We start from the raw sequence: 20,921 nt of genomic DNA, 5'->3' as shown, positions 1-20,921 counted from the left end.
TCGTGTGGTCCCGCCTTCCAGCTTCTTCGGAGACCTTTTGCGAACAGAAAGTATATCACAGGTGGCCGTACCGGGGAATAACAACCGGATGCGGGTCTTGACGTTTCTTTTTCGTTGCGCATAGAATGGTAGTGATGCACGTTGCGGAAATCCTCAGGAGAAAAAGGGAAGACATGATCTCGGAATGGGTCTATCGGCTTCATGACGAGATGGGGCCGCACTATGGCCGCCGGCCCTCGACCGAGCTCTGGATAACCTGCGCGGCGGCCTTCGATGCAAGCTACGCCGTGCTCGTCGACCGCGACTATCGGATGATAGATTGCCATATCCGATGGATCACCGCGTTGAGGCTGCTGGGCGGGTTTTACCTTTCAGAGGTGCAGGGAGCGTACGAGATGTTCAGGAAGATCGTGACGCCCGTCCTGACGGCGCAGGTGAAGAACGATGAACTGCAAGACGCTCTCGAGCGCGTCAACGAGTGCCTCTATTATACCATCACCAGGTTCAGCGACAATTTTCAGCAGCTCCACGAAAAGCAGATAAGAGACCATGCCCAGGACCTCAAGAAACAGGTTGACGAGCGAACCAGTGAACTTGCCGAATCGGAGGCCCAGTACCGTGTGCTTGTAGAGGACATAAATGACGGCTATTTTGTCAACCAGAACGGCATCATCGTCTTTGCGAACAAGGCCTTCTGCGATCTCCACGATTACACGGTGGCCGAGGTCATTGGCAGACCCTACCTTGATTTTATCGCCCCCGAATCCCGCAGCGAGGTGAGAAAGCTCTACCAGACGCGGGTCGAGAGGGGCGTAGCCCAGGACCTCTACATGTATTTCCGGCGCACCCGGGATGGCCGCACACTCCCCACCGAGAACAAGGTCAAGCTCATCATCTACCGCGGAGGGAAGGCGGCGGTCGGGATCTGCAGGGATATAACGGAGCGCGTTGAGATGGAAAGGAAGGTCCGGGAATCGGAGAGCCTTGCCCATATCGGCCAGCTTACCACCTCTCTCGCCCATGAGATACGCAACCCCCTCTCCTCGGTCAAGATGAATATACAGATACTGCTCAAAAAGCTGGAGTTCAAGGGGAACGACAAACGGCGCATGGAGATCATGACGGAGGAGATATCGCGTCTCGAAAGGATCCTGACGGAGATGCTCGATTTCGCAAAACCTCTCAGGCTGGACTTCAGGTCCGCGTCCATCAAGCCGATAATCGATTCCTGTCTTGAGATGATGACGGTAAGGTTTCAGGCAAAGGGCATTGAAGTGCGGAAGAGGTTCTCAAGGCAGATCCCGAAGATGCTGATCGACCGCGACAAGATCGAGCAGGCCATTATCAACGTCTTGCAGAATTCCATCGATGTCCTTCCCGAAGGCGGGCAGATCGGCATAAGAACAAGATATGTGCCGAAAGGTGGACGGCACGTCAGCATAGAGGTCGATGATAACGGGCCCGGCATAGCCGATGAAGATCTGCCCTATGTCTTCGACCCTTTCTTCAGCAACAAGAAAAAGGGTACCGGTCTGGGGCTGTGGAATGTGAAAAAGGTCATAGAGGCGCATGGCGGAGCAGTCGACATTGCCACAAAGAGAACGGGGGGTGTGCATCTTTCGATGACGGTGCCCGTGCGAAGGCGGAACCATGAGAAAAAAGATACTCATCGTTGATGATGAAAGGTCGCTTCTCGAGTCCCTTGAGATGTTTTTGAGCGAGAAGGGTTACGAGGTGGCCTGTGCCATGACGGCCGCCGAGGGGATCGAAAAGAATGATTCCTTCAAGCCGGACGTGATCGTGCTGGATGTTCGCCTTCCCGACAAGGATGGGCTTGAGGTCCTCAAGGAGTTCCGCGAGACGACCAGGAAGAGCAATGTCATCATTATAACCGCTTTTCACGATATGGATACGACCATCAAGGCGATGAAATTCGGCGCCTGCGAGTACATACCGAAGCCGATCGACATCGAGGAACTGGAGAGCGCCGTTCAACGCGCCGCCAGGGCCGGGGCGCCCGGGTCCGCCGCTAACGCAATATCTCTCGATCCTTCCCTGATATACGAGAAGGGAAAGATCATCGGTAAGAGCCGGGCAATGAAGGAGATCTTCAAGGCCATCGGGATATTGTCCGAGAACAAGGTAACGGTCCTGATAGAAGGGGAGACGGGCACGGGCAAGGAAATGATAGCCAGGGCGATCCACTATCACAGCCAGGCGAACGACGCACCGTTCATTGGGATCAATTGCTCGTCCATAGTCGGAACGCTTCTGGAGAGCGAGCTTTTCGGGCACGAGAAGGGTTCGTTCACGGGTGCCATCGCAACGAAGAAAGGAAAGTTCGAACTTGCCGGAGAGGGAACGATCTTTCTGGACGAGGTGGGTGAGATCCCTTTTGAACTGCAGGCCAAGATACTGAGGTTTCTCCAGGAGAAGGAATTCGAACACGTGGGCGGCGAGCGCAGCTTGAAATCCAATGCCAGGGTCATAGCGGCGACGAATAAAGACCTCTGGCAGATGGTCCGTGAAGGGCACTTCAGGGAGGACCTTTTCTACAGGCTCAGCGTTGCCATGATCAGGGTGCCGCCCCTTCGCGACAGACGTTCCGATATCCCGGTGCTCATACAATATCTTTTAAAGAAGATCAACGCCGACCTCCATCATAGTATAAAAAGGGTTGAAGAAAGGGCCATCGAAAGACTGCTGACCTATCCCTGGCCCGGCAATGTCCGCGAGCTGGAGAACGTCCTGACGAGGGGAGTCATCTCTACGCCGGGTGAGGTGATCCTTGACGAATTCATCGTAACATTGCTGGAAAAGGAAGGCACAGCCGGGGAAGAGACGAGGAGCGATGTCGACGTCATGACCACTCTGCAGGATGTCGAGAAGGTCCACATTGTCAAGGTTCTGCAGCATACCGGCTGGCATTTCGGCAAGACCTGCGGCATCCTTGGGATATCCCGGCCAACCCTCAGGCAGAAATTGAAGGAATACGACATAACCCTTCCTTTGTGATCCATCCCTCATTATCGCTGGCATCCTAATTGCAAATGCTACCTTCGTGACTTCTTCGATGAAAACCCTGCAAGAGATACGCAAAGAGCACATATGCAAAGTGCTCGAAAAGACATGCTGGAATCTGAAAGAGGCCAGCGCCATCCTTGAAATTTCCGAAGACATTCTCGTAAAAGAGATCAACAGTACCGGGATCACAAGACCAAAAGCAATCCCCTGCAAGTAATAATTTGTTTCAATTGTCGCTGCATGCCAATTGAAAGTTTTCTGCAATTTGCCCTCATGACCGGTTTCGGGCATTGCCCCGGATGTCTGTCGTGGATTGACCTGTAGGTTGCCGCAAACAGTATCCTTGACCTGCCGCAAGAGGTTTCTCGATGGTGGACATGGCATAAATATTGCTTTTCCATCATCCAAAGGTTCAACAAAAGGCATCAAATCTTATCACCAGGGGGAGGCAATTATGAGAAAGTTGGTGTGCATCATCCTTATGTTATGTGCCATGGGATTCTTTTTGCCCGGCTTGACCTTGGGCGCAGAGAAACCCATCGTCATTGGTGCTCCGCTCGCGACCGCGTTCCTGTATGGCTGGGACGCCGAGAGGGGGATCAAGCTGGCGGCCGATGAGATCAATGCCGCGGGTGGGGTTAAGGTAGGAAACGTCAAGAGGCCGCTGCAGGTCGAGGTGATCGATACGAGGGACCTCGAACCGGGTGTGCCTGTCAGTGAGGCACTGCTGGGGTTGGAAAAGCTGATACTTGAAAAGAAGGCGGATTTCATCATCGGCGGCCCGGTACGGTCGGAAGCGGCCCTGGCGGCCATGGACATCCTCAGCAAGTACAAGAAGGTGAGTATCATCACTACCGGCGTGTTGACGCCCGCATATCAGAAGAGGATTGCGAGCAATTACGACAAGTATAAATATTGCTTTCGGAATACGAGTCATGTCGGCGTCATGATGACGGAGTTTGTGACCCTCCTCGAAGACATGAAGAAGAGCCACGGGTTCAACACCGCCGCCATCCTGGTTCAGGATGTCGCACATGCCCGGGCGGGTGGAGCGGCAATGGAGAAGGCCCTGACAGCGAAGGGCTGGACCGTGGTCGCGCCCAAGATCTATCCCACAGGGACCACCGACTATTCCGTCGGGCTTTCCGATGCAGCCAAGAAAGGCGCCCAGATACTCTTTCTCTGGATGGACATGCCCGAAAGCACCATTCTTCTCAAACAGTGGTCGAACATGAAACTCAAGTCCATCCCTGTAGGGTTTGTTAACGCGGCAGAGCAGCCTGGTTTCTGGAAGGCCTCCGGAGGCAAGGGAGAATTCCTTATCGTTAACCTTGTCAACGGGGGAAACTCACCCTCGAAGATCACTCCCTGGACGATGAAATTTGTCAATGCCTACAAGAAAAAATGGGGCCTGGAGCCCGAGGGATACGGCACATCGTCAAGCTACATGGCAGTTTATCAGTTGAAAGACGCAATCGAGAAAGCCGGCAGCACCGATTCGGACAAGGTCATCACGGCCCTCGAGAATCTGGACATCATGGGGGTATACGGCAGGATGAGATTCGACAAAAAGACACACCAGATCATCCCGTCCCTTGATCCGAAAGAAGGCGCGGTAACGGGCATTATTCAATGGCAAAAGGGCAAAAGAGTGCAGATCTTCCCGCCGAGCGTGTCAGAAGGAAAGGTCTTATTCCCGCCGTGGATGAAGTAATAAAGAAAAGAGGGGATATATGGAGCTTGTCGTATACGGGATCATAAACAGCATCACCCTCTCCCTGATATCGCTGGGCTTCACGCTGGTTTACAGCATAAGCAGGGTCCCCAATTTCGCGCACGGGGCCCTGTATATCAGCGCCGGATACCTGACCTGGCTCTTCGTGAACGAGTTTGCAGGTTTTCCGTATCCGCTGGCGATCATTGCGGGCATTGGCATCACCGCCATAATTGGCGCGTTGATCTATCAGTTCATACTTGTCCGCATAAGGGGCATGGAGATATCGGAGATAATCGCAACATATGCTATAGGACTTGCGATACTTGAGGGCCTGAGATGGGGAGGACTGCGCGGGGGGACATTTACCCTTCCCGTTTTCTTTGCCGGCTCGGTCAATATACTCGGGGCGAGTGTAGACTATCAGCGCTTGCTTGTTGTCGGGGGAGGGCTCCTGACATTCGTACTTCTCTATTTGTTCACGCGTTACACGAGGATAGGACTCGCTTTTCGCGGCATTGCCCAGGACGAAAGGGCGGCGATGATGCTTGGTATTAATTCCGACATGACCGCCGTTGTTTCCCTGGCGATCGGTTCTGCTTTGGCCGGTCTCGCGGCGGTGCTTCTTCTTCCCCTCGGCAACATCGTCGTTGAGACCGGGTACAATGTCCTCATTTTCGCCATTGCGGTCTGCGTTATCGGAGGGCTGGGAAGCTGGGGCGGGGTGATCGTTGCCTCCTTTATCATCGGGTTTGCCCAGATACTGACGGAGTCTTTCATCTCAGCCCACTACCAGATGGTGGTTGCCCTTCTCGCCATTATCATCACACTGCTTATCAAGCCCTCGGGGATCTTTGGTAGACAGAAAGAACTGGAAGAGAGGGTGTAGCCATGGAAACAATGATGCGGAAAGAGCGAATCGACAGGGGACTCAAGGTGAGAACGGAGGGGCTCTACGCCATAACCTCCGCCCGCGAGATCTTCTACCTGATGGGGCCGAGGATCCTCCTCATAGTTGGTCTTCTCGCGCTTCCCTTTGTATTCGAACTGGCCCCCTACTGGAAAAAGGTCATCAATATCATGTGCGCCTACGCGCTGCTCGCCATCGCATTTGATTTCCTGGCGAATTATGTGGGTCTGGTTTGCCTGGGCGGCGCATTCTTTACCGGTGTAGGCGGATATTTCACCGCGATCTACAACGTTCATCTCGGGCTTCCCATGTACTTTGCGATGCCGTTGGCAACGATCAGCGGCGCGGTGGTGTGTACATTTCTGCTGTTGCCCTGCCTGCCGCTGAGGGGCGTTTATTTTGCAATTGTCACACTCATGTATCCTCTCTTGTTCACGAGGATCATCGAGGCGCTGAATATATTCGGCGGTACAAATGGTATGACGGGTCTCGATGGCTTTCCCAATGCGTATGTGGAGAACTACACGATAATCATCATCGCCCTTCTCTTTCTCTTCGCAATGCGCAGGTTCGTAAACCAGGACGTGGGACTTGTATTGCGGGCGGTGAAGGACAACGACCAGTCGGTTAAGGCATCGGGTATCAACGTGACGCATATGAGGATCATTGCGGTCTTTGTAGCGTCTCTGATCGGGTGCTTCGCCGGGGCGTACATCGCTCACCTGTATATGTGGGCGGGCATCTCCCTCTTTGCCCTCGACTTTTCCATCATTCCCATAGCCGCGGTTGTTATCGGCGGCGGCGGGACACTGGTCGGTGCTTTGATCGGAGCATTCATCCTGGTGCCGCTGTCGGAGGTCCTGCGTGCTTTCGGTACGTTCAGGATCGTCATCTACTGTGCGATTCTCACGGGGTTCATAGTATTCAAAAGCGAGGGGATAATGGTCTACCTTCAGAGAAAATATCACCAGTTCGAAAGGTGGGTGAAGGTATGAGCGCTGAACCGATATTGACAGTAAAGGGCATCACGAAGACTTTCGGGGGACTGAAGGCGCTCATGGATGTAGGCTTTGAAATATCGGAGGGTGATGTCTTTGGCATCATCGGCCCCAACGGCTCGGGAAAGACGACCCTCATCAACTGCATAACAGGCTTCATCAAAACCGAAGCGGGACAGGTGAGGTTCAAGGGAAAGGACATCACCGGCTGGAAGCCGCACAAGATCGCCCATGTGGGGATTGCCAGAACCTTCCAGATAATGAGGCCCTATTATTCGCTTCCTGCGTTCAAGAACCTCATCATCCCACTGTGGTCGCCACGGGCCCGCCTGACAGGTGGATGGCGCGGAGGCGGAAAACACGGCGACAGGGACACGGTGGCGGTGGATATCCTTGAAGAGATCGGATTCGAGCGCGATTCGCGGGTACCTTACAAGCTTGCTTCTGCGCTTCCGACAGGCTACCAGAAACGGCTCGAGCTCGCGAGGTGCATGGCGCTGCGGCCCGAGATCATTTTCTGTGACGAGGTCTTTTCCGGACTCAGCATGAGCGAGATAGCCGGCATGGTCCCTCTCATCGAAAAGATGAAGACGGAGGGAATAACGCTTATCATGGTCGAGCATCGATTGAGGGAACTTTTCAAGGTGGCAACGAGGATCATGGCACTGAACTTCGGTGAAAAGATCGCCGAAGGCCACCCCCTGGATGTGATAGAAGACAAGAGGGTGAGAGAGGCCTACCTTGGAAGCGAAGGGGTGTAACTATGTTTGAAGCCTTTGAGCTTATGGTGTTTTACGAGAACATGATCGCCCTCAACAATATGAGTCTGACGTGCGACGAGGGAAAGATCATCGGTATATTCGGCTCCAACAGCGCAGGGAAGAGCACCCTGATGTACGCACTCTCCGGGATAATCCTGGATATTAAGAGGAAAGAAGAGATGCGCGGCGGGGAGAGGATATCCGTATACGGACGGATCTTCTTCGACGGAAGAGACGTGAGTGAGGTCAAGCCGCACCTCAGGGCAAAGGCCGGTATCGTTCTATGTCCCGAGCGCCGGAGAATATTTCCCGAGAGCTCCGTACTGGAGAATCTGAAGATCGGGTCATACCTGACGAGCGGCAGAGAGAGAAGGCACAACCTGGAGTATGTCCTCGATCTCTTTCCCAGGCTCAAGGACCATCTGAACAGACAGGGAGGTTTCTTAAGCGGAGGTGAGCAGCAGATGCTCGCGATAGGGAGGGCCCTCATGGCCTCGCCGAAAATGCTTCTCCTCGATGAGCCGCTGCTGGGCCTCAGCCCCGCATACCAGGAGATTGTTATCAACGGGACAAAGGCGATCCGGGATTCAAAAGGCATTTCCATAATCATCACGGAACAGTACGCCCGGCCGGTAATGCCCATAATTGACTACGGGTATATACTGGAAAACGGCTCCAGTGTCCTCATGGGAACGAAGGAAGAACTGCTCGACAACCCGGATGTCAAATCCGCGTATTTTGGAGTATGAGAGGTGAAATAATGGCGTCCTTAGAACGCGAATACACATTTACCCGTTTTGAGGAGATGTGCAAGAAATATTCTTACAAGACAGCGCTCATATACCTTGGCGAACGCTTTACCTATGGGCGGTTGGAGACCCTGGTCCATCAATTCGCGACAGGCCTTGTCAAAATGGGGATAAAGCCCCAGGACAGGGTGATGCTCTACATCTCGAATTGTCCCCAATGGATCATAGCGAATTTCGCCATAAACAGGATCGGGGCTGTGACCGTACCGGTATCCCCGATATACACGGCCTTCGAGATCGAGTACATGATAGAGGACTCCGGGATCGAAACGGTGATCTGCCTGGATACGAACTTCGTATATGTGAAAGAGGTTATGCAGAAGACGAACCTGAAGCGGGTCATCGTCACGAACCTCATCGATTTTGTATCGCCCTGGAAACGGGCCGTCGGCCACATGTTCGACAAGATACCCATTGGCAAGGTGGAAAAGGGGGAGAAGATATTCTTTTTCAAGGACATCGTCCAGAAGACCGTCCCGGACCTGCCGAAGCTCGAGATCGACCCGATGAGCGACCTTTCCTATATCATGTATACCGGGGGCACCACCGGGTTTCCGAAGGGTGTCCCGGGCAATCACACGGGGGAGGTCACCTACATACGAGATGTTATGGAAGACGTTATCGGCGACTTCGTAGATGAAGGGAACGACGCGGTCCTGATGATAAACCCGCTTTTCCATATCATGGCAAAGGGGTTTTCCATCGCCTTCGGATTCAACTACGGCAATACCGTTGTGCTCATGCCGCTGCCGGAGGTGGACGCCACGCTTTCCGCCATAGAGAGATACAGGATCAAATGGATGCTGGGTGTTCCGGCATTGTACAGGATGATGCTGGAGAATGACAGGATCGATCAGTACGATATGAGTTCCCTCCGGTATTGCTATTGCGGCGGCGATGTTCTTCCCGTGGAGGTCTTCAGGACATGGCAGGAAAAATATTCCATACCTCTTTACCAGGTTTACGGTTCCACGGAGATAGGGCACGTCACGTACAGCCTCCTGACGCAGGAGCCTTCTCCCACCGTCATTGGAACCCCTTTGAAATCGAGAAAATCCATGGTGGTGGACAGGGAAACCCTGGAAAAGCTGCCGCCCGGTGAACTGGGGGAGCTGGTTGTAACGTCGCCCTACACATTGAAGGAATATATCAACAAGCCCGAAGAAACGGCCTATTCATACGTGGGTATCAATGGCGATATTTATTACCGGATGGGTGATTTCGTCAAGATGAATGAGAGAGGAGAGATCGAGTTCGTCGAGAGGACCGCGGACATCATTAAATACAAGGCATACCGGGTATCTGCCTCCGAAGTGGAGGCCGCCCTTCAGGATCACCCCACGGTCATTGGCGCCTGTGTCATCGGTATCCCGGACCCGAAAGTCGGGGAGAGGATAAAGGCAATAGTGGTACTCAAGGAGGACGCGAAAGGGATTGGTAGTACAGAGCTGATACGGTGGTGCAGGGAAAGGCTCGCCCCGTATAAGGTCCCCGGATACATCGAGTTCCGGGACATGCTGCCGAAATCGAAGGTCGGCAAGCTCTTGAGGCGCGAAATACGGGACGAGGAAAAGCGCAAGGTCGAGAAAGAGAAGAGGAGGTAAGGGGGAAACCGTTTCAGGCTTCAGGTTTCAGGAAAGAGAAAGAATCAGGTTCAGGCTGTAAGATGCAGGAAAGGGACACTTTCCGTTGCTTTGTCATCAAAGGAGGCCCTACCCCCCCTCCTTTGTGACAAGAGGGGGGCAAGGGAGATTGTCTCTTTCCCCCTTTTTCACTTTTTTCCTTGAAGTTTCATCGATTTAGTTTTAATTCTTTATGTAAACTCATAAAAACGTGTAAAACGGTTTACAGACCTTTAACTGCGTATCGGATAGAGTTATAGCTATATCAGGGGGCGAATATTTTGGGTCTTTACCAAACCGGAAATGCTTCATCGGGGGGTTATGAAGAGAATTAACGCAGGCAAAGCTGTCGTGCTCCTTGTTGTTATAGCCTGTCTGGTGATCTTTGCCGTCCCCAGGCGCGAAAAAGGGAAGACGGTACTCAGGGAGGACAGGCAGCAGAACTTCCGAAAAGTATCAGGGACTGTCCGGAAAGGGGATTATCTTTCCCGGCTTTTTGAACGCAACAAACTGCACGTGGCCGACCTTAAGCGGGCAAAGGAGGCGGCCGATGGCGTCTATGACCTCGGCGAACTTTGTTCGGGGCATCCATACAGCATGACAATAGATGCCGAGGACAGGCTGAATTCCCTCACATACTGGATTGACGACGACACCTATCTGAACCTTTCACGGGATGGAGATTCGCTTACCGCAGCGGTTGAAAAAGTGGAATACGAGAAGAGAGAGCTCTCTTTTGGCGGCGTCGTCAAGGACAGCCTTATCGCCGCCCTGGGTTCCGGCAGGGATGCGGTGCTTCTCGCCCTCGATCTCTCGGATATCTTTGCGTGGGATATCGATTTCAATACCGACCTGAGGGAAGGGGACACATTCAAGATAGTTGTCGAAGGCTTTTTTGCCGGGGATGGCTTCAAGAAATTCGGCGATATCCTGTCAGCCGAATTGGTTAACGACGGCAGAAGATACGTGGCGTACCGCTATGAAACGAACGGCTCGGCGGAGTACTATGACGCCGCCGGGAGACGTCTCAAAAGGGCATTTCTCAAGGCGCCCCTCAATTTCAGGAGGATCAGTTCATCTTACACAGGGAAACGCCGCCACCCCATCCTTAAGGTATACAGGCCGCATAGAGGCATAGACTATGCCGCGGCCGCGGGAACGCCGGTTTCAGCGCTGGGAGACGGTGTCATCCTCTTTGCCGGACGCCGGGGGGGTTATGGAAAGCTTGTCACCATAGAACATCGGAACGGTTACCGCTCGTACTACGGACATCTGTCACGCGTCAAAAAGGGTATCAGAAGAAACGTAAAGGTCACTCAGGGCGAGGTGATAGGTTTTGTTGGTTCCACCGGCCTCGCAACGGGTCCGCATCTCCACTTTGAGATGAGGATGGCGGGAAAACCCGTCAATCCTCTTAAGCTTCGTCCCGCGCGCACGGAGCCCCTTCGCGCAGGGCACAGATCTGGCTTCCTGAAGTTTGCTGCTTTAATGGATCGTCGTCTTGAGGAAACAGGGACAACGAATGGTGCGCCGATACCGTCGATGCTGACACTGGTGGAGAAGAAATGATGGAAGAAAAGGCGAGCCCATCCGCCGCGGAGCGATACATTTGTATCCACTGCCATTTTTACCAGCCGCCGCGGGAGAATCCCTGGCTTGAGTCCATTGAGGTCCAGGACTCGGCCTATCCATTCCATGACTGGAACGAGCGCATCACTTCGGAATGTTATGCACCTAATCTTGCCGCGAGGATGATTGACGGAAACGGCCGCATCACAGATATCGTGAGTAATTATTCAAGGATAAGCTTCAACTTTGGCCCTACGTTGCTTGCGTGGATGAGTGCGTTCGCTCCCGACGTTTACGCGGAGATCCTGGAAGCGGACAGGCTGAGTGTCTCCTTGCGTTCCGGTCATGGGAACGCCCTGGCCCAGGTCTACAACCATATCATCATGCCGCTCGCCAATTCCCGTGACAGGAGGACCCAGGTCCTCTGGGGTATCAGGGATTTTCAGAAGAGGTTCGGCCGTGAACCGGAGGGGATGTGGCTTGCCGAGACAGCCGTGGACCTGGAGACGCTGGAGCATCTGGCCGCCGCCGGTATTCTTTTTACCATTCTTGCTCCCAATCAGGCAATGAAGGTCAGGAAGATCGGCTCCGGGAAGTGGAAGGATGTGACCGGGGGACGCATAGACCCCACCCGCCCGTACATCGTGCGCCTTCCTTCCGGTAAGAGGATAACCGTTTTCTTTTATGATGGGCCTATATCCAGCGCCGTCGCCTTCGAGGGCCTGCTGAAAAAAGGTGAAGATCTGGCGCAAAGGTTGGTCTCGGGTTTCTCCGGTGAGAGGACCTGGACCCAGCTCATGCATATCGCCACCGATGGCGAGACCTATGGGCATCATCACCGTTTTGGTGACATGGCCCTTGCGTTTGCCCTGAACCACATCGAAAGCCAGGGCCTTGCCCGATTGACCAATTATGGCGAATTTCTCGAGAGATTCCCGGCGGTTCATGAGGTAAGCATCTACGAGAACACCTCCTGGAGCTGTGCTCATGGTATCGAGCGATGGCGTGGTGATTGCGGGTGCAATTCAGGCGGACACGGCGGTTGGAACCAGGGATGGAGAGGCCCTTTGCGTGATGCCCTTGACTGGCTGCGTGATGAACTGGCCCAGGCGTACACGAGGAAGGCCCTGGAGTATCTTCAGGACCCCTGGTCGGCCCGGGATGATTACATCGATGTTATCCTCGACCGCGGCCAGGAGGCCGTTGACGCGTTTTTCGCGAAACATGGCCGAAGGGTCCTCAACGCTGATGAGAGGACCATCGTCTTGAAGCTTCTAGAATCTCAGCGCCACGGACTGCTTATGTATACGAGTTGCGGCTGGTTCTTCGACGAGCTTTCCGGGATAGAAACGGTCCAGATCATCCAGTATGCGGGAAGGGCGATCCAGCTCATCGAGGATATCTGCGGCAAGGGCAGGGAGAAGACTTTCAGGTCCCTCCTCGAGAAGGCAAAAAGCAACGTCCCTGAAGCGGGGAACGGCGCCCGGATATTCGACAGGTTCGTCAAGCCCGTAGCGATAGACCTCAAGAAGGTGGCTGTCCACTATGCCGTCTCTTCGGTGATAGAAGACTTTGGTGACCACACGGAAGTATATAGTTTCTCCGTGGACAAAGAGGATTATTTCAGGATAGCGGCCGGCAGGACGACGCTGACCATCGGCAAGGTCCTCGTCACTTCCCGCATTATCGGTGATTCCGAGCACATCAGTTTTGCGCTTCTCCACATGGGAGGCCATGCTTTCAACGGCGGAGCAAGGGAGTACCGCGGCGAGGAGATCTTTCGGGCAATGAGAAAGGAGATAACCGCCGCTTTCGAAAAGGCCGACTTCGCCGAGGTTATTCACCTCATGGACCGCCACTTTGGAATGCACAACTACTCCTTCACCAGTCTTTTTAAGGACCGGCAACACGCGGTTATGAACCTTCTGCTCAAGGACACCTACGAGAAATATGAAACTGTTTACAGGGATCTTTTTGAGGGCGAACGGATCCTCATGAACTTTTTTCGCGAGGCGGGCATGGCGGTTCCCAACGCGTTTAAGGCCGCCGCCGAATTCGTTCTCAATGTTGATCTAAAGGAGGCCTTTTCCCAGGATGTTCTTGATGGAAACCGTATTCGCGGGATCGTAAAGGAGATCGAGAAGTGGGGCCTCCGTTATGATACGGTGGAAATAGAACTGATAATAAGAAAAAGGCTCAAGGAGCAGATGTCTCTTTTTCACGGAAACCCATCGGACGTTTCACTCATCGAGGCCATGAAGACGACGGCGGAGCTTTTCTGGCTGCTGCCCATCGAGGTGAATCTCTGGGAAATCCAGAATATGTATTTCTCCATGGCAAGGTCTGTGTATCACGATGTGGCAGGAGAGGCGTTAGGCGGCAAACCCGAAGCAGCCCAATGGCTGGATGGTTTTGTTGAACTCGGGGAGAAGCTTAATTTCGACACCGGGTCTATCCCGGGGCGCTGAACCAGGTCCCGAGAAGCGGGGGATGTTCGTTATGTTCGTTGATCCCCTGAGGCATCAAGGTGTGCAGACTGTCCGTACGTCGCTCAAAGCGGTGCTTTATCCGGCGACAATGTCTAATGTGATTGATTCGAACCTGATCGTTGCTTGTTAATGCCTGAACTGAAGCTTGTGTCTGTTCTTATCTGCCCGAAGCGTGAATCCGGGCTTATGCTGTCTAATCCCTGTCACCGGCGGACTGCTCTCCGCTCGCAGCTGTTCCTTCATCTTCACCGGCGGATTGCTCCTCGCTCGTGGCTTCCACTTCGTCGGCGGCGGTTGTCTCTTCGTTGATCTCTTCTTCGGGTCCCGGTTTTTTGAGGCCCTGTCTTCTCATCATCTTTTCCTGTGCTTTCTGCTGACGCTTGATCTCCTTCTGCCTTTTCAAAAAACTGTTTTGATTGCGTTTCGCCATCCCTGCTCCTTTCTTCTTCCCAATGTACTTCCCAAACTGTTGGTGCGATACCCTGGCGACCTGTCCAGGAAGAAATGGGTCATGTAAACATGTAGAGTAGGATTATGCCGTTATTTGTCCGGTTTGTCAAGAGCGGGGGCAACAACAGGTTGCGGGTGGCGGGCGATGGGATTGGACGGGTGAGGGGGTTAAAGATATTCCCTCCGCATCTCCTCTATCATCTCGGCGGTGAGCTGTTCCTGTTTTCTCAGGTCAGCGAAGCGGTCAAGGAGGTCCGTGGTGGTGAGATACTGCTTGTCCTTTCCCGAGATCTCCTCTATGATCTGCCCCTTGTGCATCAGAATGGTCCTGGAGCCGAGGGCGAGTGCCTGCTGCATGCTGTGGGTGATCATAACGGTCGTGAGGTGGTAGCGGGCGATGAACCGTTCGGTGAGGGCCACCACCTGCGCGGCGGATTTTGGGTCGAGGGCTGCGGTATGTTCGTCGAGAAGGAGGACCTTCGGTTCGTTCATAACGGCCATGAGGAGCGTAAGGGCCTGTCTCTGTCCGCCGGAAAGAGTGCCTATGGTGTTGTCGAGCCTGTCCTCGAGCTGCATTTCCAGCATCCTTACCTCTTCACGGTAGAGGGCTAAACGTTCCCGGGTGAGGCCGGGGACAGGATAGCGGGGCTTCCCCCTCATGAAGGCGAGGTGGATGTTCTCGGCGATCGTCATGTCCGGGGCCGTTCCCATGAAGGGGTTCTGAAAGACGCGTGAAATGGATCGTGCGCGCTGAAAATCGGCCTCCCCTCCCACGTCCCTGCCGCCCATGGTTATGGTCCCCCGGTCAGGGAGGAAGGTGCCGGCGATGGCGTTGAGAAGGGTCGATTTGCCGGAGCCGTTCGTGCCGATGATGGTCAGGAAATCCCCCTCGTCAATACGGAGATCGATGCCCCGAAGCGCATAGACCTCGTTGAGGGTGCCGGCATTGAAGGTCTTGTGATAATCGACGATCTTTATCATATGCTATCTCACCACCCGTACAGCCTTCTTTGTGATGTCATCGGGTATTGTGATGCCATATTCCTTTGCCAGGGACAGATTGAGGGTGAGCTGTTCGGGCACATAAGAGACGATGGGGATCGCGGCCGGTTTCTCTCCCCTGACGATCCTGACGGCGATGTCCGCCGCCTTGAGCCCCACGTCGTAGTAATCGGCTCCAAGGCACATGAAAACCCCCGAATCGATATCCGCCGGGGTGTTGGTCACATAGGGTATCTTTTTCTGCCGGAGCTTCTGTGCCACCGAGGGAATGACGGCGGAGACCGTCGTGTCTCCCGAGGTGAAGAAGATATCCGGTTCGCTGCTGAGGATCGATCGCAGCGCCTGGTCTATCTCCTGAGTGCCGGTGATCTGGACCTCCACCACCTTGAACCCATGTTTTTTTGCCGCCGCCCTTGTCATCACCGTGCATATCTCGGAATTGACCTCTGCGGGGCTCCAGATCATCCCGATGACCTTTGCCCCGGGAAAGACCTTTCGCATGAGCCGCACCGTCGCTTCCACGGGTTGAGGGGTGGCGAGTCCCGTCAGGTTCGCGGGGTGGTTCGTGAAGCTTGTTGCCACCCCGGCCTTTATTGGGTCGGTTACGGCCGCGAAAATATGGGGTATCTTCTTGTTGTGGTTCGCCGTTACCTGGAGTGATATCGTCGACACCGTGACGATGTAATCGTAGTTCCTGCTCACCATCTCCTGCGCAATGGACTGGGCGGTGGGGAACTCGCCGTGGGCCATCTTGTGGTCCACGACTATGTTCTCTTTCTCCAGGACGCCGCTCTTTCTCAATCCATCCAGGACACCCCTGGCGCAAGTGTCGAGGATGACATTGTCGGTGAACTGAAAAAGGGCGAGCCTGACGTTTTTCTGCGGCATGATGGCGGTGATGAGATTCGCATATCTTATCCCCGCGAAGATGCCCAGGACAATGGCGGCCGCCACGGCCGCCGTGACAAGGTGCTTCTTCTTCACCCTTCCGGCGCCTCTGGCGATCTTTGCGGTGACAATGAGGGTAATGAGGACGAAGATCGCCGTCAGAAGCTTGAGATCGACGGGATCCATGCCCGCATAAAGGGCGATGGCGATCATGAACCGGAAGATCACGGACCCGATCACGGCGCTGCCTATCCACGCATAGATTGAATGTCTTTTAAGGATGGATTCGCCGATGATGACGGAGGCGAGGCCGGTGACCACGGTGCCGATGCCCATCCCGATGTCGGCGAAGCCCTGGTATTGGGCGACGAGGCTGCCGGAGATGCCGACGAGACGATTCGCGATGGCGACGCCGAAGATCTTGACACGGTCAACGTTGATTCCCGCTGCGCGCGACATGACGGGATTGTTGCCGCTCGCCCGCATGGAAAGGCCGAAATCCGTTTTGAAGAAAAAGGATACGGCCATCCAGGATACGGCCATGATGACGGTGAGGCACAGCGCTGTCCATATCTCGTAAGGTATTCCGGGATTCGCCCTGTTCAGGAGGTGAAAGAACTCCGGGGTGCTGAGCAACGGTATGTTGGAGCGCCCCATAATATGGAGATTTATGGAATAGAGACCCGTCATGACGAGGATGCCCGCAAGGAGACTGTTGACATGAAGGCGCGTGTTGATGAGGGCTGTGATGCTGCCCGCCGCCGCACAGGCAAGAAAGGAGGCAAGAACGGCGAGAAGGGGATGGACGCCCGCGACGACGAGGACCGCCGTGACAGCGGCGCCTGTCGTGAATGTCCCGTCCACGGTTATGTCGGGGAAGTCATGGATGCGAAAGGTTATGTAGATGCCGATGGCGACAAAGGCATAGAGAAAGCCAAGGTTGAGAGCGCCTACCCAGAGTTCCATCGTCTAGCCGCCAAGTTCTATGATGCCCATGAGGCCGGGGCCGATCCGGGTTTTGCCAAGAAGGTGGAGGACCCTTTGCGGTTCCATTCCGGTGACGACCCTTTTGAGCTCGTTGGGAAAGTTGTCGATGATCTTGTTGAAGGGCTTTTTGTCAAAGACGACGCCGTGCAGGTGGAAGCGGCCCTCGCGGGGAATGATCCTGTCCGCTGCTCCTGTAACGCTGTCCCTGTCTTTGACGGCTATTCCAGTCATGACGACGAGGTTGTAGACGTCTTCGGGTTCTATGGAGTAATCGATCCATTCGGGGAAATTGTCGCCGCCGAAGATGTCGGTCTCTGCGGGACCGCGGTTTTCCTTAAGGGGGATCTTTTTCAGCCGCATACCGAAGAGACCTTTACTCTCGAAGATGCCTGTTATCCCCACGACGGGGGAGGAGGATGCGAGATGGGCGCTGTCAACGAGCCCATCAAGGGTGAAGAGGTCGTCTTTCGGTTCAAAGGAAATTATGTGATTGAACTTTCCCTGCACGGAGAAACCGTGGAGAAAATGGTAGACCGTGTCCTTTTCGCCTTCGTTATGAATGATGAAATCGACGGCCGATCTTCTGAGGGCGGGGTATACGAAGATGTTGCCGTCGATGACGGCGGCCTCTCCGAAATAACCCTTATAGTCTTTGAATGTGTGGCCCAGCGCGGCGAACCCGGCGGCGAACCGGACATCCGACGCCCTCACGGGCCTTACATCGTCTTCGCCATAGTCTGCGGAAGGGAGCCTTTCCTCGCTGCCGATAAGGGAAAGGGACCCAATAGAAGAGGCATTGCGCGTGAGGACTCGCAACACCGCGCGGTCCGATGGGATCTCCCTTGTCGCCGCATCTTCCCCCGACACGTTCCGGAGCTCCTCTATTTCGGCCTCAGAGGACAGGAAACGAAAGATATGTGTGAATCCGCTTATCTCGAATATTGAATAGACGGAAGGGGCGGTATTGAAGAAGCAGATCGCCCCGCCTGCCTTTTTCAGCTCCTTCTGAAAAGAGAGAAATACCCGCAGACCGGCGCTGCTGACATAGTTGACGTCCGTCATATCGGCAACGATGAGCCTTTTGCCCGCAATGACGGCGTTCCTGAAAAGGGATTCTGTCTCGCGGGAGGTGAGGCCGTCTATCCTGCCGGCAAGCCGCAGCCGTTCGGCGGTTTCCTGGTCTGTCGGTGAGTCGTTCATTGGTACGCCTTTACACTATCATCAGGCAGATTGGAATGCAAATGTTTAGGCGCCGGGGACGCCGCTCCTTCAACTCCGCAATAAATGCACTGATCAAAGGTTACCGCCGCCTTTCTCACGATAGTTTCCCGAATGTTGGTGTGGTTTCGATTATCTGAACGACGATGGTTTTGAAGATTGCAACGAATGAAGACAGCAAGTTGAAAGGCAAAAAACAGATCCGACAGGACGTGTGCGATCCATGGGATCTTATCGATGCCGCGTTTTCAAGTATGTGCGCGACAGAGATTGGTTTTAAGCCATTATGTTTTGGCTTTTTTTGCTTTTTCCATGCCGAAAAGGAAAACGAAGAGCCCGATAAAGATGAGAACTGCCCCGGCGGCAAGTATTGTCGTACTGCGTGTTAAGAAGATCATAGCGAAACCGCCGATCATGGCTGCAAAAGCAATGATATAGAAGACCAATGAATTTTTGTCGCCCATGCCAACCCCCATCGCCCAGAATATTTTACTATATCATAAATTTCGTTTTTATCAAAAAAAATAGTGCCTTGATCCGGGTTGACCGGGGCTCACGAAAAGCACAAAAGTATTAAGAAATCATGGTTTGTTCCGATAAGCACTATGTGTTGGTATGGGCACACGCAGGATCTGTCTCGAATATCTTCGAGGGACGCCGCTCTTTGATGTCCGGAGCAGTAAAATGCGCCGGGCGCACAAACGGTGGAGGACGATGACAGGAGAAAGGTAGAGATCGGACAATGAATCTGAAGAACACAAAAAGCCACGAGCCAGAGGATCCCGGTTATCCAATGCGGCAGGTTGCCGCGCCCGGGGCAAACGGTCGAGCGGCAGGATGTCTTTTCCGTGATATGATGAGAGATCATGGACTGGACGGCTGCCGAAACAGGACCTGCAATTGCCCCTTCGCCGGCAAGAATGGCCGGGAGCGGTACTGATTCAGGCGCAGACCCCGGCAAAATTGTCTTGACAATCATTTGTGGCGGTCCTAATATATAAACACTCTTTTATATATTACGGTGCGAAGATGGTCGAGTATAAATCAAGCGTACTTCCTAAAACATTACAATATGGACAGTTCCTCCCCCAGGGCAATCGCCTCCGGACGGTGGAAACCAATCGAATCGCATCAACTGTTCTTTATGAGAGGTGAGTGATATGGAAGAAGACAAGATCAGGAGTACCGTCCGTGAGGCATACGGTGCGATAGCCGAAGGCAAGACCAAGGGGGTATCGTGCTGCAGCGGCCTGTCGTGCGACAATGGTGAGTTTGCCGTATCCATCGGCTATTCCCGCGACGACCTGCAGACCATTCCCGATGGGGCTAACCTGGGATTGAGCTGCGGAAACCCCACGGCCTTTGCGGGCCTGAAAAAGGGTGAAGCGGTTCTGGATCTGGGCGCCGGCGCCGGGTTTGACTGCTTCATCGCGGCCCGGAAGGTTGGCGCAACCGGTCGGGTTATAGGCGTGGATATGACGCCGGCCATGGTGGAAAAGGCACGCGAGAATGCTGTAAAGGGTTCATTCCTCAATGTCGAATTTCGCCTCGGGGAGATAGAGAATCTGCCTGTTGCGGACAATTCCGTGGACGTCGTGATAAGCAATTGCGTGATAAACCTTTCGCCCGATAAGCGGCAGGTCTTTCGGGAGATCCACCGGGTCCTGAAGCCGTCAGGCCGCATTGCAGTCTCGGACATGGCGCTGCTGAAACCTTTGCCTGAAAGCATCAGGCAAAGCGTTGACGCCTATGTCGGGTGTGTCGCTGGCGCCGTTGTTGTCGATGAATACAAGAGATTCGTGGAAGATGCCGGGTTTGAGGATGTAAAGGCGACGATCTCCGGCGGGTCGGCGTGTATCAGACCGGACACTGCGGATCCAATGGGCAGGGCACTCCAGGAAGGCATAGGAGAAGGCGCGTCACTCGAAGACTATTTGGTGAGCGTCTACGTGGAAGGAAGGAAATAGTGGCATCGAAGGGCCGGTATCGATGAAGGAAGTGACGGCGAAGTTCAAGGCGCTCTCGGACGAGACGAGGCTCAGGATATTGAAGCTCCTTGAAGGAGGAGAACTGTGCGTTTGCGACATAGTCTCCGCCCTTGACATGGTGCAGCCCAAGGTTTCCTTTCACCTCGGGGTCCTGAAAAAGGCGAAGTTTCTCAAAGACCGTAAGGACGGCAAGTGGATGCACTATCGCATCGACGAGTCCGATGCCTTCAACCGGTTTCTCTTGTTGTCTGTTTTCGAGCGTGTCCCGGAAGCCGGCAGCGGCAGGGACAGGGACAGGCTTGAAGCTGCCCTCCGGCAGAGAGAGGTCAGCGACCTTTCCAAGAGTCCGGCATGTTGTTCTCCCGCCGGCAGGCAGGGGACAACGTAACCGCAAAAACGCGCCTTTCGGTGAAACAGGTTTTTATGCAAAGGTCATGAGAGGTATCCCGCATGTTCGCTGTCAATAATTTTGTCACCGCCGGCAAGTTCTTC

18 protein-coding genes are annotated in these 20,921 nt (G+C 54.1%); 13 read left to right on the top strand and 5 right to left on the bottom strand.

Translation table 11 applies throughout. The features are described from left to right. Positions 1 to 134: 134 nt before the first annotated feature. From PHC90_09590 to PHC90_09540, 11 genes are all read left to right on the top strand, one after another. Positions 135 to 1,676, top strand: a complete 1,542-nt coding sequence (locus PHC90_09590; GenBank protein MDD3846602.1) for a PAS domain S-box protein — start codon at positions 135 to 137, stop codon at positions 1,674 to 1,676. Next, a complete protein-coding gene (locus tag PHC90_09585) occupies positions 1,651 to 3,015 on the top strand; it encodes a sigma-54 dependent transcriptional regulator (protein MDD3846601.1) in 1,365 nt (454 codons plus the stop codon). The genes PHC90_09590 and PHC90_09585 overlap by 26 nt, the downstream gene beginning before the upstream one ends. Positions 3,016 to 3,073: 58 nt before the next feature. Next, positions 3,074 to 3,241 (top strand): hypothetical protein, encoded by a 168-nt coding sequence (locus tag PHC90_09580; GenBank protein ID MDD3846600.1) that lies wholly within the window; start codon positions 3,074 to 3,076, stop codon positions 3,239 to 3,241. Between the two features lie 237 nt (positions 3,242 to 3,478). Next, positions 3,479 to 4,738 carry an ABC transporter substrate-binding protein gene (locus tag PHC90_09575; protein ID MDD3846599.1) on the top strand — a complete coding sequence of 420 codons (1,260 nt, stop codon included), beginning with the start codon at positions 3,479 to 3,481 and terminating at the stop codon, positions 4,736 to 4,738. Between the two features lie 19 nt (positions 4,739 to 4,757). Then, on the top strand, positions 4,758 to 5,627 hold the full coding sequence (locus PHC90_09570) for a branched-chain amino acid ABC transporter permease (GenBank protein MDD3846598.1): 870 nt from the start codon (positions 4,758 to 4,760) through the stop codon (positions 5,625 to 5,627). A gap of 2 nt (positions 5,628 to 5,629) precedes the next feature. Further along, on the top strand, positions 5,630 to 6,643 hold the full coding sequence (locus PHC90_09565; GenBank protein ID MDD3846597.1) for a branched-chain amino acid ABC transporter permease: 1,014 nt from the start codon (positions 5,630 to 5,632) through the stop codon (positions 6,641 to 6,643). Continuing rightward, positions 6,640 to 7,407: an ABC transporter ATP-binding protein gene (locus PHC90_09560; protein MDD3846596.1), complete on the top strand. Its 768-nt coding sequence runs from the start codon at positions 6,640 to 6,642 to the stop codon at positions 7,405 to 7,407. Before PHC90_09565 ends, PHC90_09560 begins: the two co-directional genes overlap by 4 nt. Before the next feature lie 2 nt (positions 7,408 to 7,409). After that, the gene (locus tag PHC90_09555) at positions 7,410 to 8,156 is read left to right on the top strand and encodes an ATP-binding cassette domain-containing protein (protein MDD3846595.1); all 747 of its coding nucleotides are present in this window, start codon (positions 7,410 to 7,412) and stop codon (positions 8,154 to 8,156) included. 11 nt (positions 8,157 to 8,167) lie between these two features. Continuing rightward, on the top strand, positions 8,168 to 9,820 hold the full coding sequence (locus tag PHC90_09550) for an AMP-binding protein (protein MDD3846594.1): 1,653 nt from the start codon (positions 8,168 to 8,170) through the stop codon (positions 9,818 to 9,820). A 339-nt stretch (positions 9,821 to 10,159) separates the two neighbouring features. Beyond that, positions 10,160 to 11,407 (top strand): peptidoglycan DD-metalloendopeptidase family protein, encoded by a 1,248-nt coding sequence (locus tag PHC90_09545; GenBank protein ID MDD3846593.1) that lies wholly within the window; start codon positions 10,160 to 10,162, stop codon positions 11,405 to 11,407. Beyond that, on the top strand, positions 11,404 to 13,875 hold the full coding sequence (locus PHC90_09540; GenBank protein ID MDD3846592.1) for a DUF3536 domain-containing protein: 2,472 nt from the start codon (positions 11,404 to 11,406) through the stop codon (positions 13,873 to 13,875). The genes PHC90_09545 and PHC90_09540 overlap by 4 nt, the downstream gene beginning before the upstream one ends. A gap of 214 nt (positions 13,876 to 14,089) precedes the next feature. On the opposite strand, the gene PHC90_09535 is transcribed toward PHC90_09540, so the two are convergent. The 5 genes from PHC90_09535 to PHC90_09515 all read right to left on the bottom strand — a co-directional run bounded on the left by PHC90_09535 (position 14,090) and on the right by PHC90_09515 (position 18,905). Then, positions 14,090 to 14,326, bottom strand: a complete 237-nt coding sequence (locus PHC90_09535; GenBank protein MDD3846591.1) for a hypothetical protein — start codon at positions 14,324 to 14,326, stop codon at positions 14,090 to 14,092. Between the two features lie 188 nt (positions 14,327 to 14,514). Then, positions 14,515 to 15,327, bottom strand: a complete 813-nt coding sequence (locus tag PHC90_09530) for an ATP-binding cassette domain-containing protein (protein MDD3846590.1) — start codon at positions 15,325 to 15,327, stop codon at positions 14,515 to 14,517. Between the two features lie 3 nt (positions 15,328 to 15,330). Beyond that, a complete protein-coding gene (locus PHC90_09525; protein ID MDD3846589.1) occupies positions 15,331 to 17,202 on the bottom strand; it encodes an ABC transporter substrate binding protein in 1,872 nt (623 codons plus the stop codon). 3 nt (positions 17,203 to 17,205) lie between these two features. Then, on the bottom strand, positions 17,206 to 18,423 hold the full coding sequence (locus PHC90_09520; GenBank protein MDD3846588.1) for an STAS domain-containing protein: 1,218 nt from the start codon (positions 18,421 to 18,423) through the stop codon (positions 17,206 to 17,208). Between the two features lie 302 nt (positions 18,424 to 18,725). Continuing rightward, complete coding sequence (locus PHC90_09515) at positions 18,726 to 18,905, bottom strand: hypothetical protein (GenBank protein ID MDD3846587.1); 180 nt, start codon at positions 18,903 to 18,905, stop codon at positions 18,726 to 18,728. Positions 18,906 to 19,601: 696 nt separating this feature from the next. On the opposite strand from PHC90_09515, the gene arsM reads away from it, so the two are divergent. Further along, entirely contained in the window at positions 19,602 to 20,408 is an 807-nt protein-coding gene (gene arsM / locus PHC90_09510) for an arsenite methyltransferase (GenBank protein MDD3846586.1), read from the top strand. Between the two features lie 22 nt (positions 20,409 to 20,430). Continuing rightward, positions 20,431 to 20,817, top strand: a complete 387-nt coding sequence (locus PHC90_09505) for a metalloregulator ArsR/SmtB family transcription factor (protein ID MDD3846585.1) — start codon at positions 20,431 to 20,433, stop codon at positions 20,815 to 20,817. The last annotated feature ends 104 nt before the right edge of the window (positions 20,818 to 20,921 follow it).

It is taken from the genome of Syntrophorhabdaceae bacterium (assembly GCA_028698615.1).
Lineage (GTDB): Bacteria > Desulfobacterota > Syntrophorhabdia > Syntrophorhabdales > Syntrophorhabdaceae > Delta-02.
The sequence above is the reverse complement of the archived record's forward strand: the minus strand, read 5'-3'. Positions and strand labels throughout refer to the sequence as shown.

Excerpts from the sequence above, each read along its gene's own strand:
- PHC90_09515 (MDD3846587.1), bottom strand. The coding sequence starts at position 18,905 with ATGGGCGACAAAAATTCATTGGTCTTCTATATCATTGCTTTTGCAGCC.
- PHC90_09575 (MDD3846599.1), top strand. The coding sequence starts at position 3,479 with ATGAGAAAGTTGGTGTGCATCATCCTTATGTTATGTGCCATGGGATTC.
- PHC90_09590 (MDD3846602.1), top strand. The coding sequence starts at position 135 with ATGCACGTTGCGGAAATCCTCAGGAGAAAAAGGGAAGACATGATCTCG.
- PHC90_09585 (MDD3846601.1), top strand. The coding sequence starts at position 1,651 with ATGAGAAAAAAGATACTCATCGTTGATGATGAAAGGTCGCTTCTCGAG.
- PHC90_09580 (MDD3846600.1), top strand. The coding sequence starts at position 3,074 with ATGAAAACCCTGCAAGAGATACGCAAAGAGCACATATGCAAAGTGCTC.
- PHC90_09535 (MDD3846591.1), bottom strand. The coding sequence starts at position 14,326 with ATGGCGAAACGCAATCAAAACAGTTTTTTGAAAAGGCAGAAGGAGATC.
- PHC90_09570 (MDD3846598.1), top strand. The coding sequence starts at position 4,758 with ATGGAGCTTGTCGTATACGGGATCATAAACAGCATCACCCTCTCCCTG.
- PHC90_09525 (MDD3846589.1), bottom strand. The coding sequence starts at position 17,202 with ATGGAACTCTGGGTAGGCGCTCTCAACCTTGGCTTTCTCTATGCCTTT.
- PHC90_09505 (MDD3846585.1), top strand. The coding sequence starts at position 20,431 with ATGAAGGAAGTGACGGCGAAGTTCAAGGCGCTCTCGGACGAGACGAGG.
- PHC90_09555 (MDD3846595.1), top strand. The coding sequence starts at position 7,410 with ATGTTTGAAGCCTTTGAGCTTATGGTGTTTTACGAGAACATGATCGCC.
- PHC90_09565 (MDD3846597.1), top strand. The coding sequence starts at position 5,630 with ATGGAAACAATGATGCGGAAAGAGCGAATCGACAGGGGACTCAAGGTG.
- PHC90_09530 (MDD3846590.1), bottom strand. The coding sequence starts at position 15,327 with ATGATAAAGATCGTCGATTATCACAAGACCTTCAATGCCGGCACCCTC.
- PHC90_09545 (MDD3846593.1), top strand. The coding sequence starts at position 10,160 with ATGAAGAGAATTAACGCAGGCAAAGCTGTCGTGCTCCTTGTTGTTATA.
- PHC90_09540 (MDD3846592.1), top strand. The coding sequence starts at position 11,404 with ATGATGGAAGAAAAGGCGAGCCCATCCGCCGCGGAGCGATACATTTGT.
- PHC90_09520 (MDD3846588.1), bottom strand. The coding sequence starts at position 18,423 with ATGAACGACTCACCGACAGACCAGGAAACCGCCGAACGGCTGCGGCTT.
- arsM (MDD3846586.1), top strand. The coding sequence starts at position 19,602 with ATGGAAGAAGACAAGATCAGGAGTACCGTCCGTGAGGCATACGGTGCG.
- PHC90_09560 (MDD3846596.1), top strand. The coding sequence starts at position 6,640 with ATGAGCGCTGAACCGATATTGACAGTAAAGGGCATCACGAAGACTTTC.
- PHC90_09550 (MDD3846594.1), top strand. The coding sequence starts at position 8,168 with ATGGCGTCCTTAGAACGCGAATACACATTTACCCGTTTTGAGGAGATG.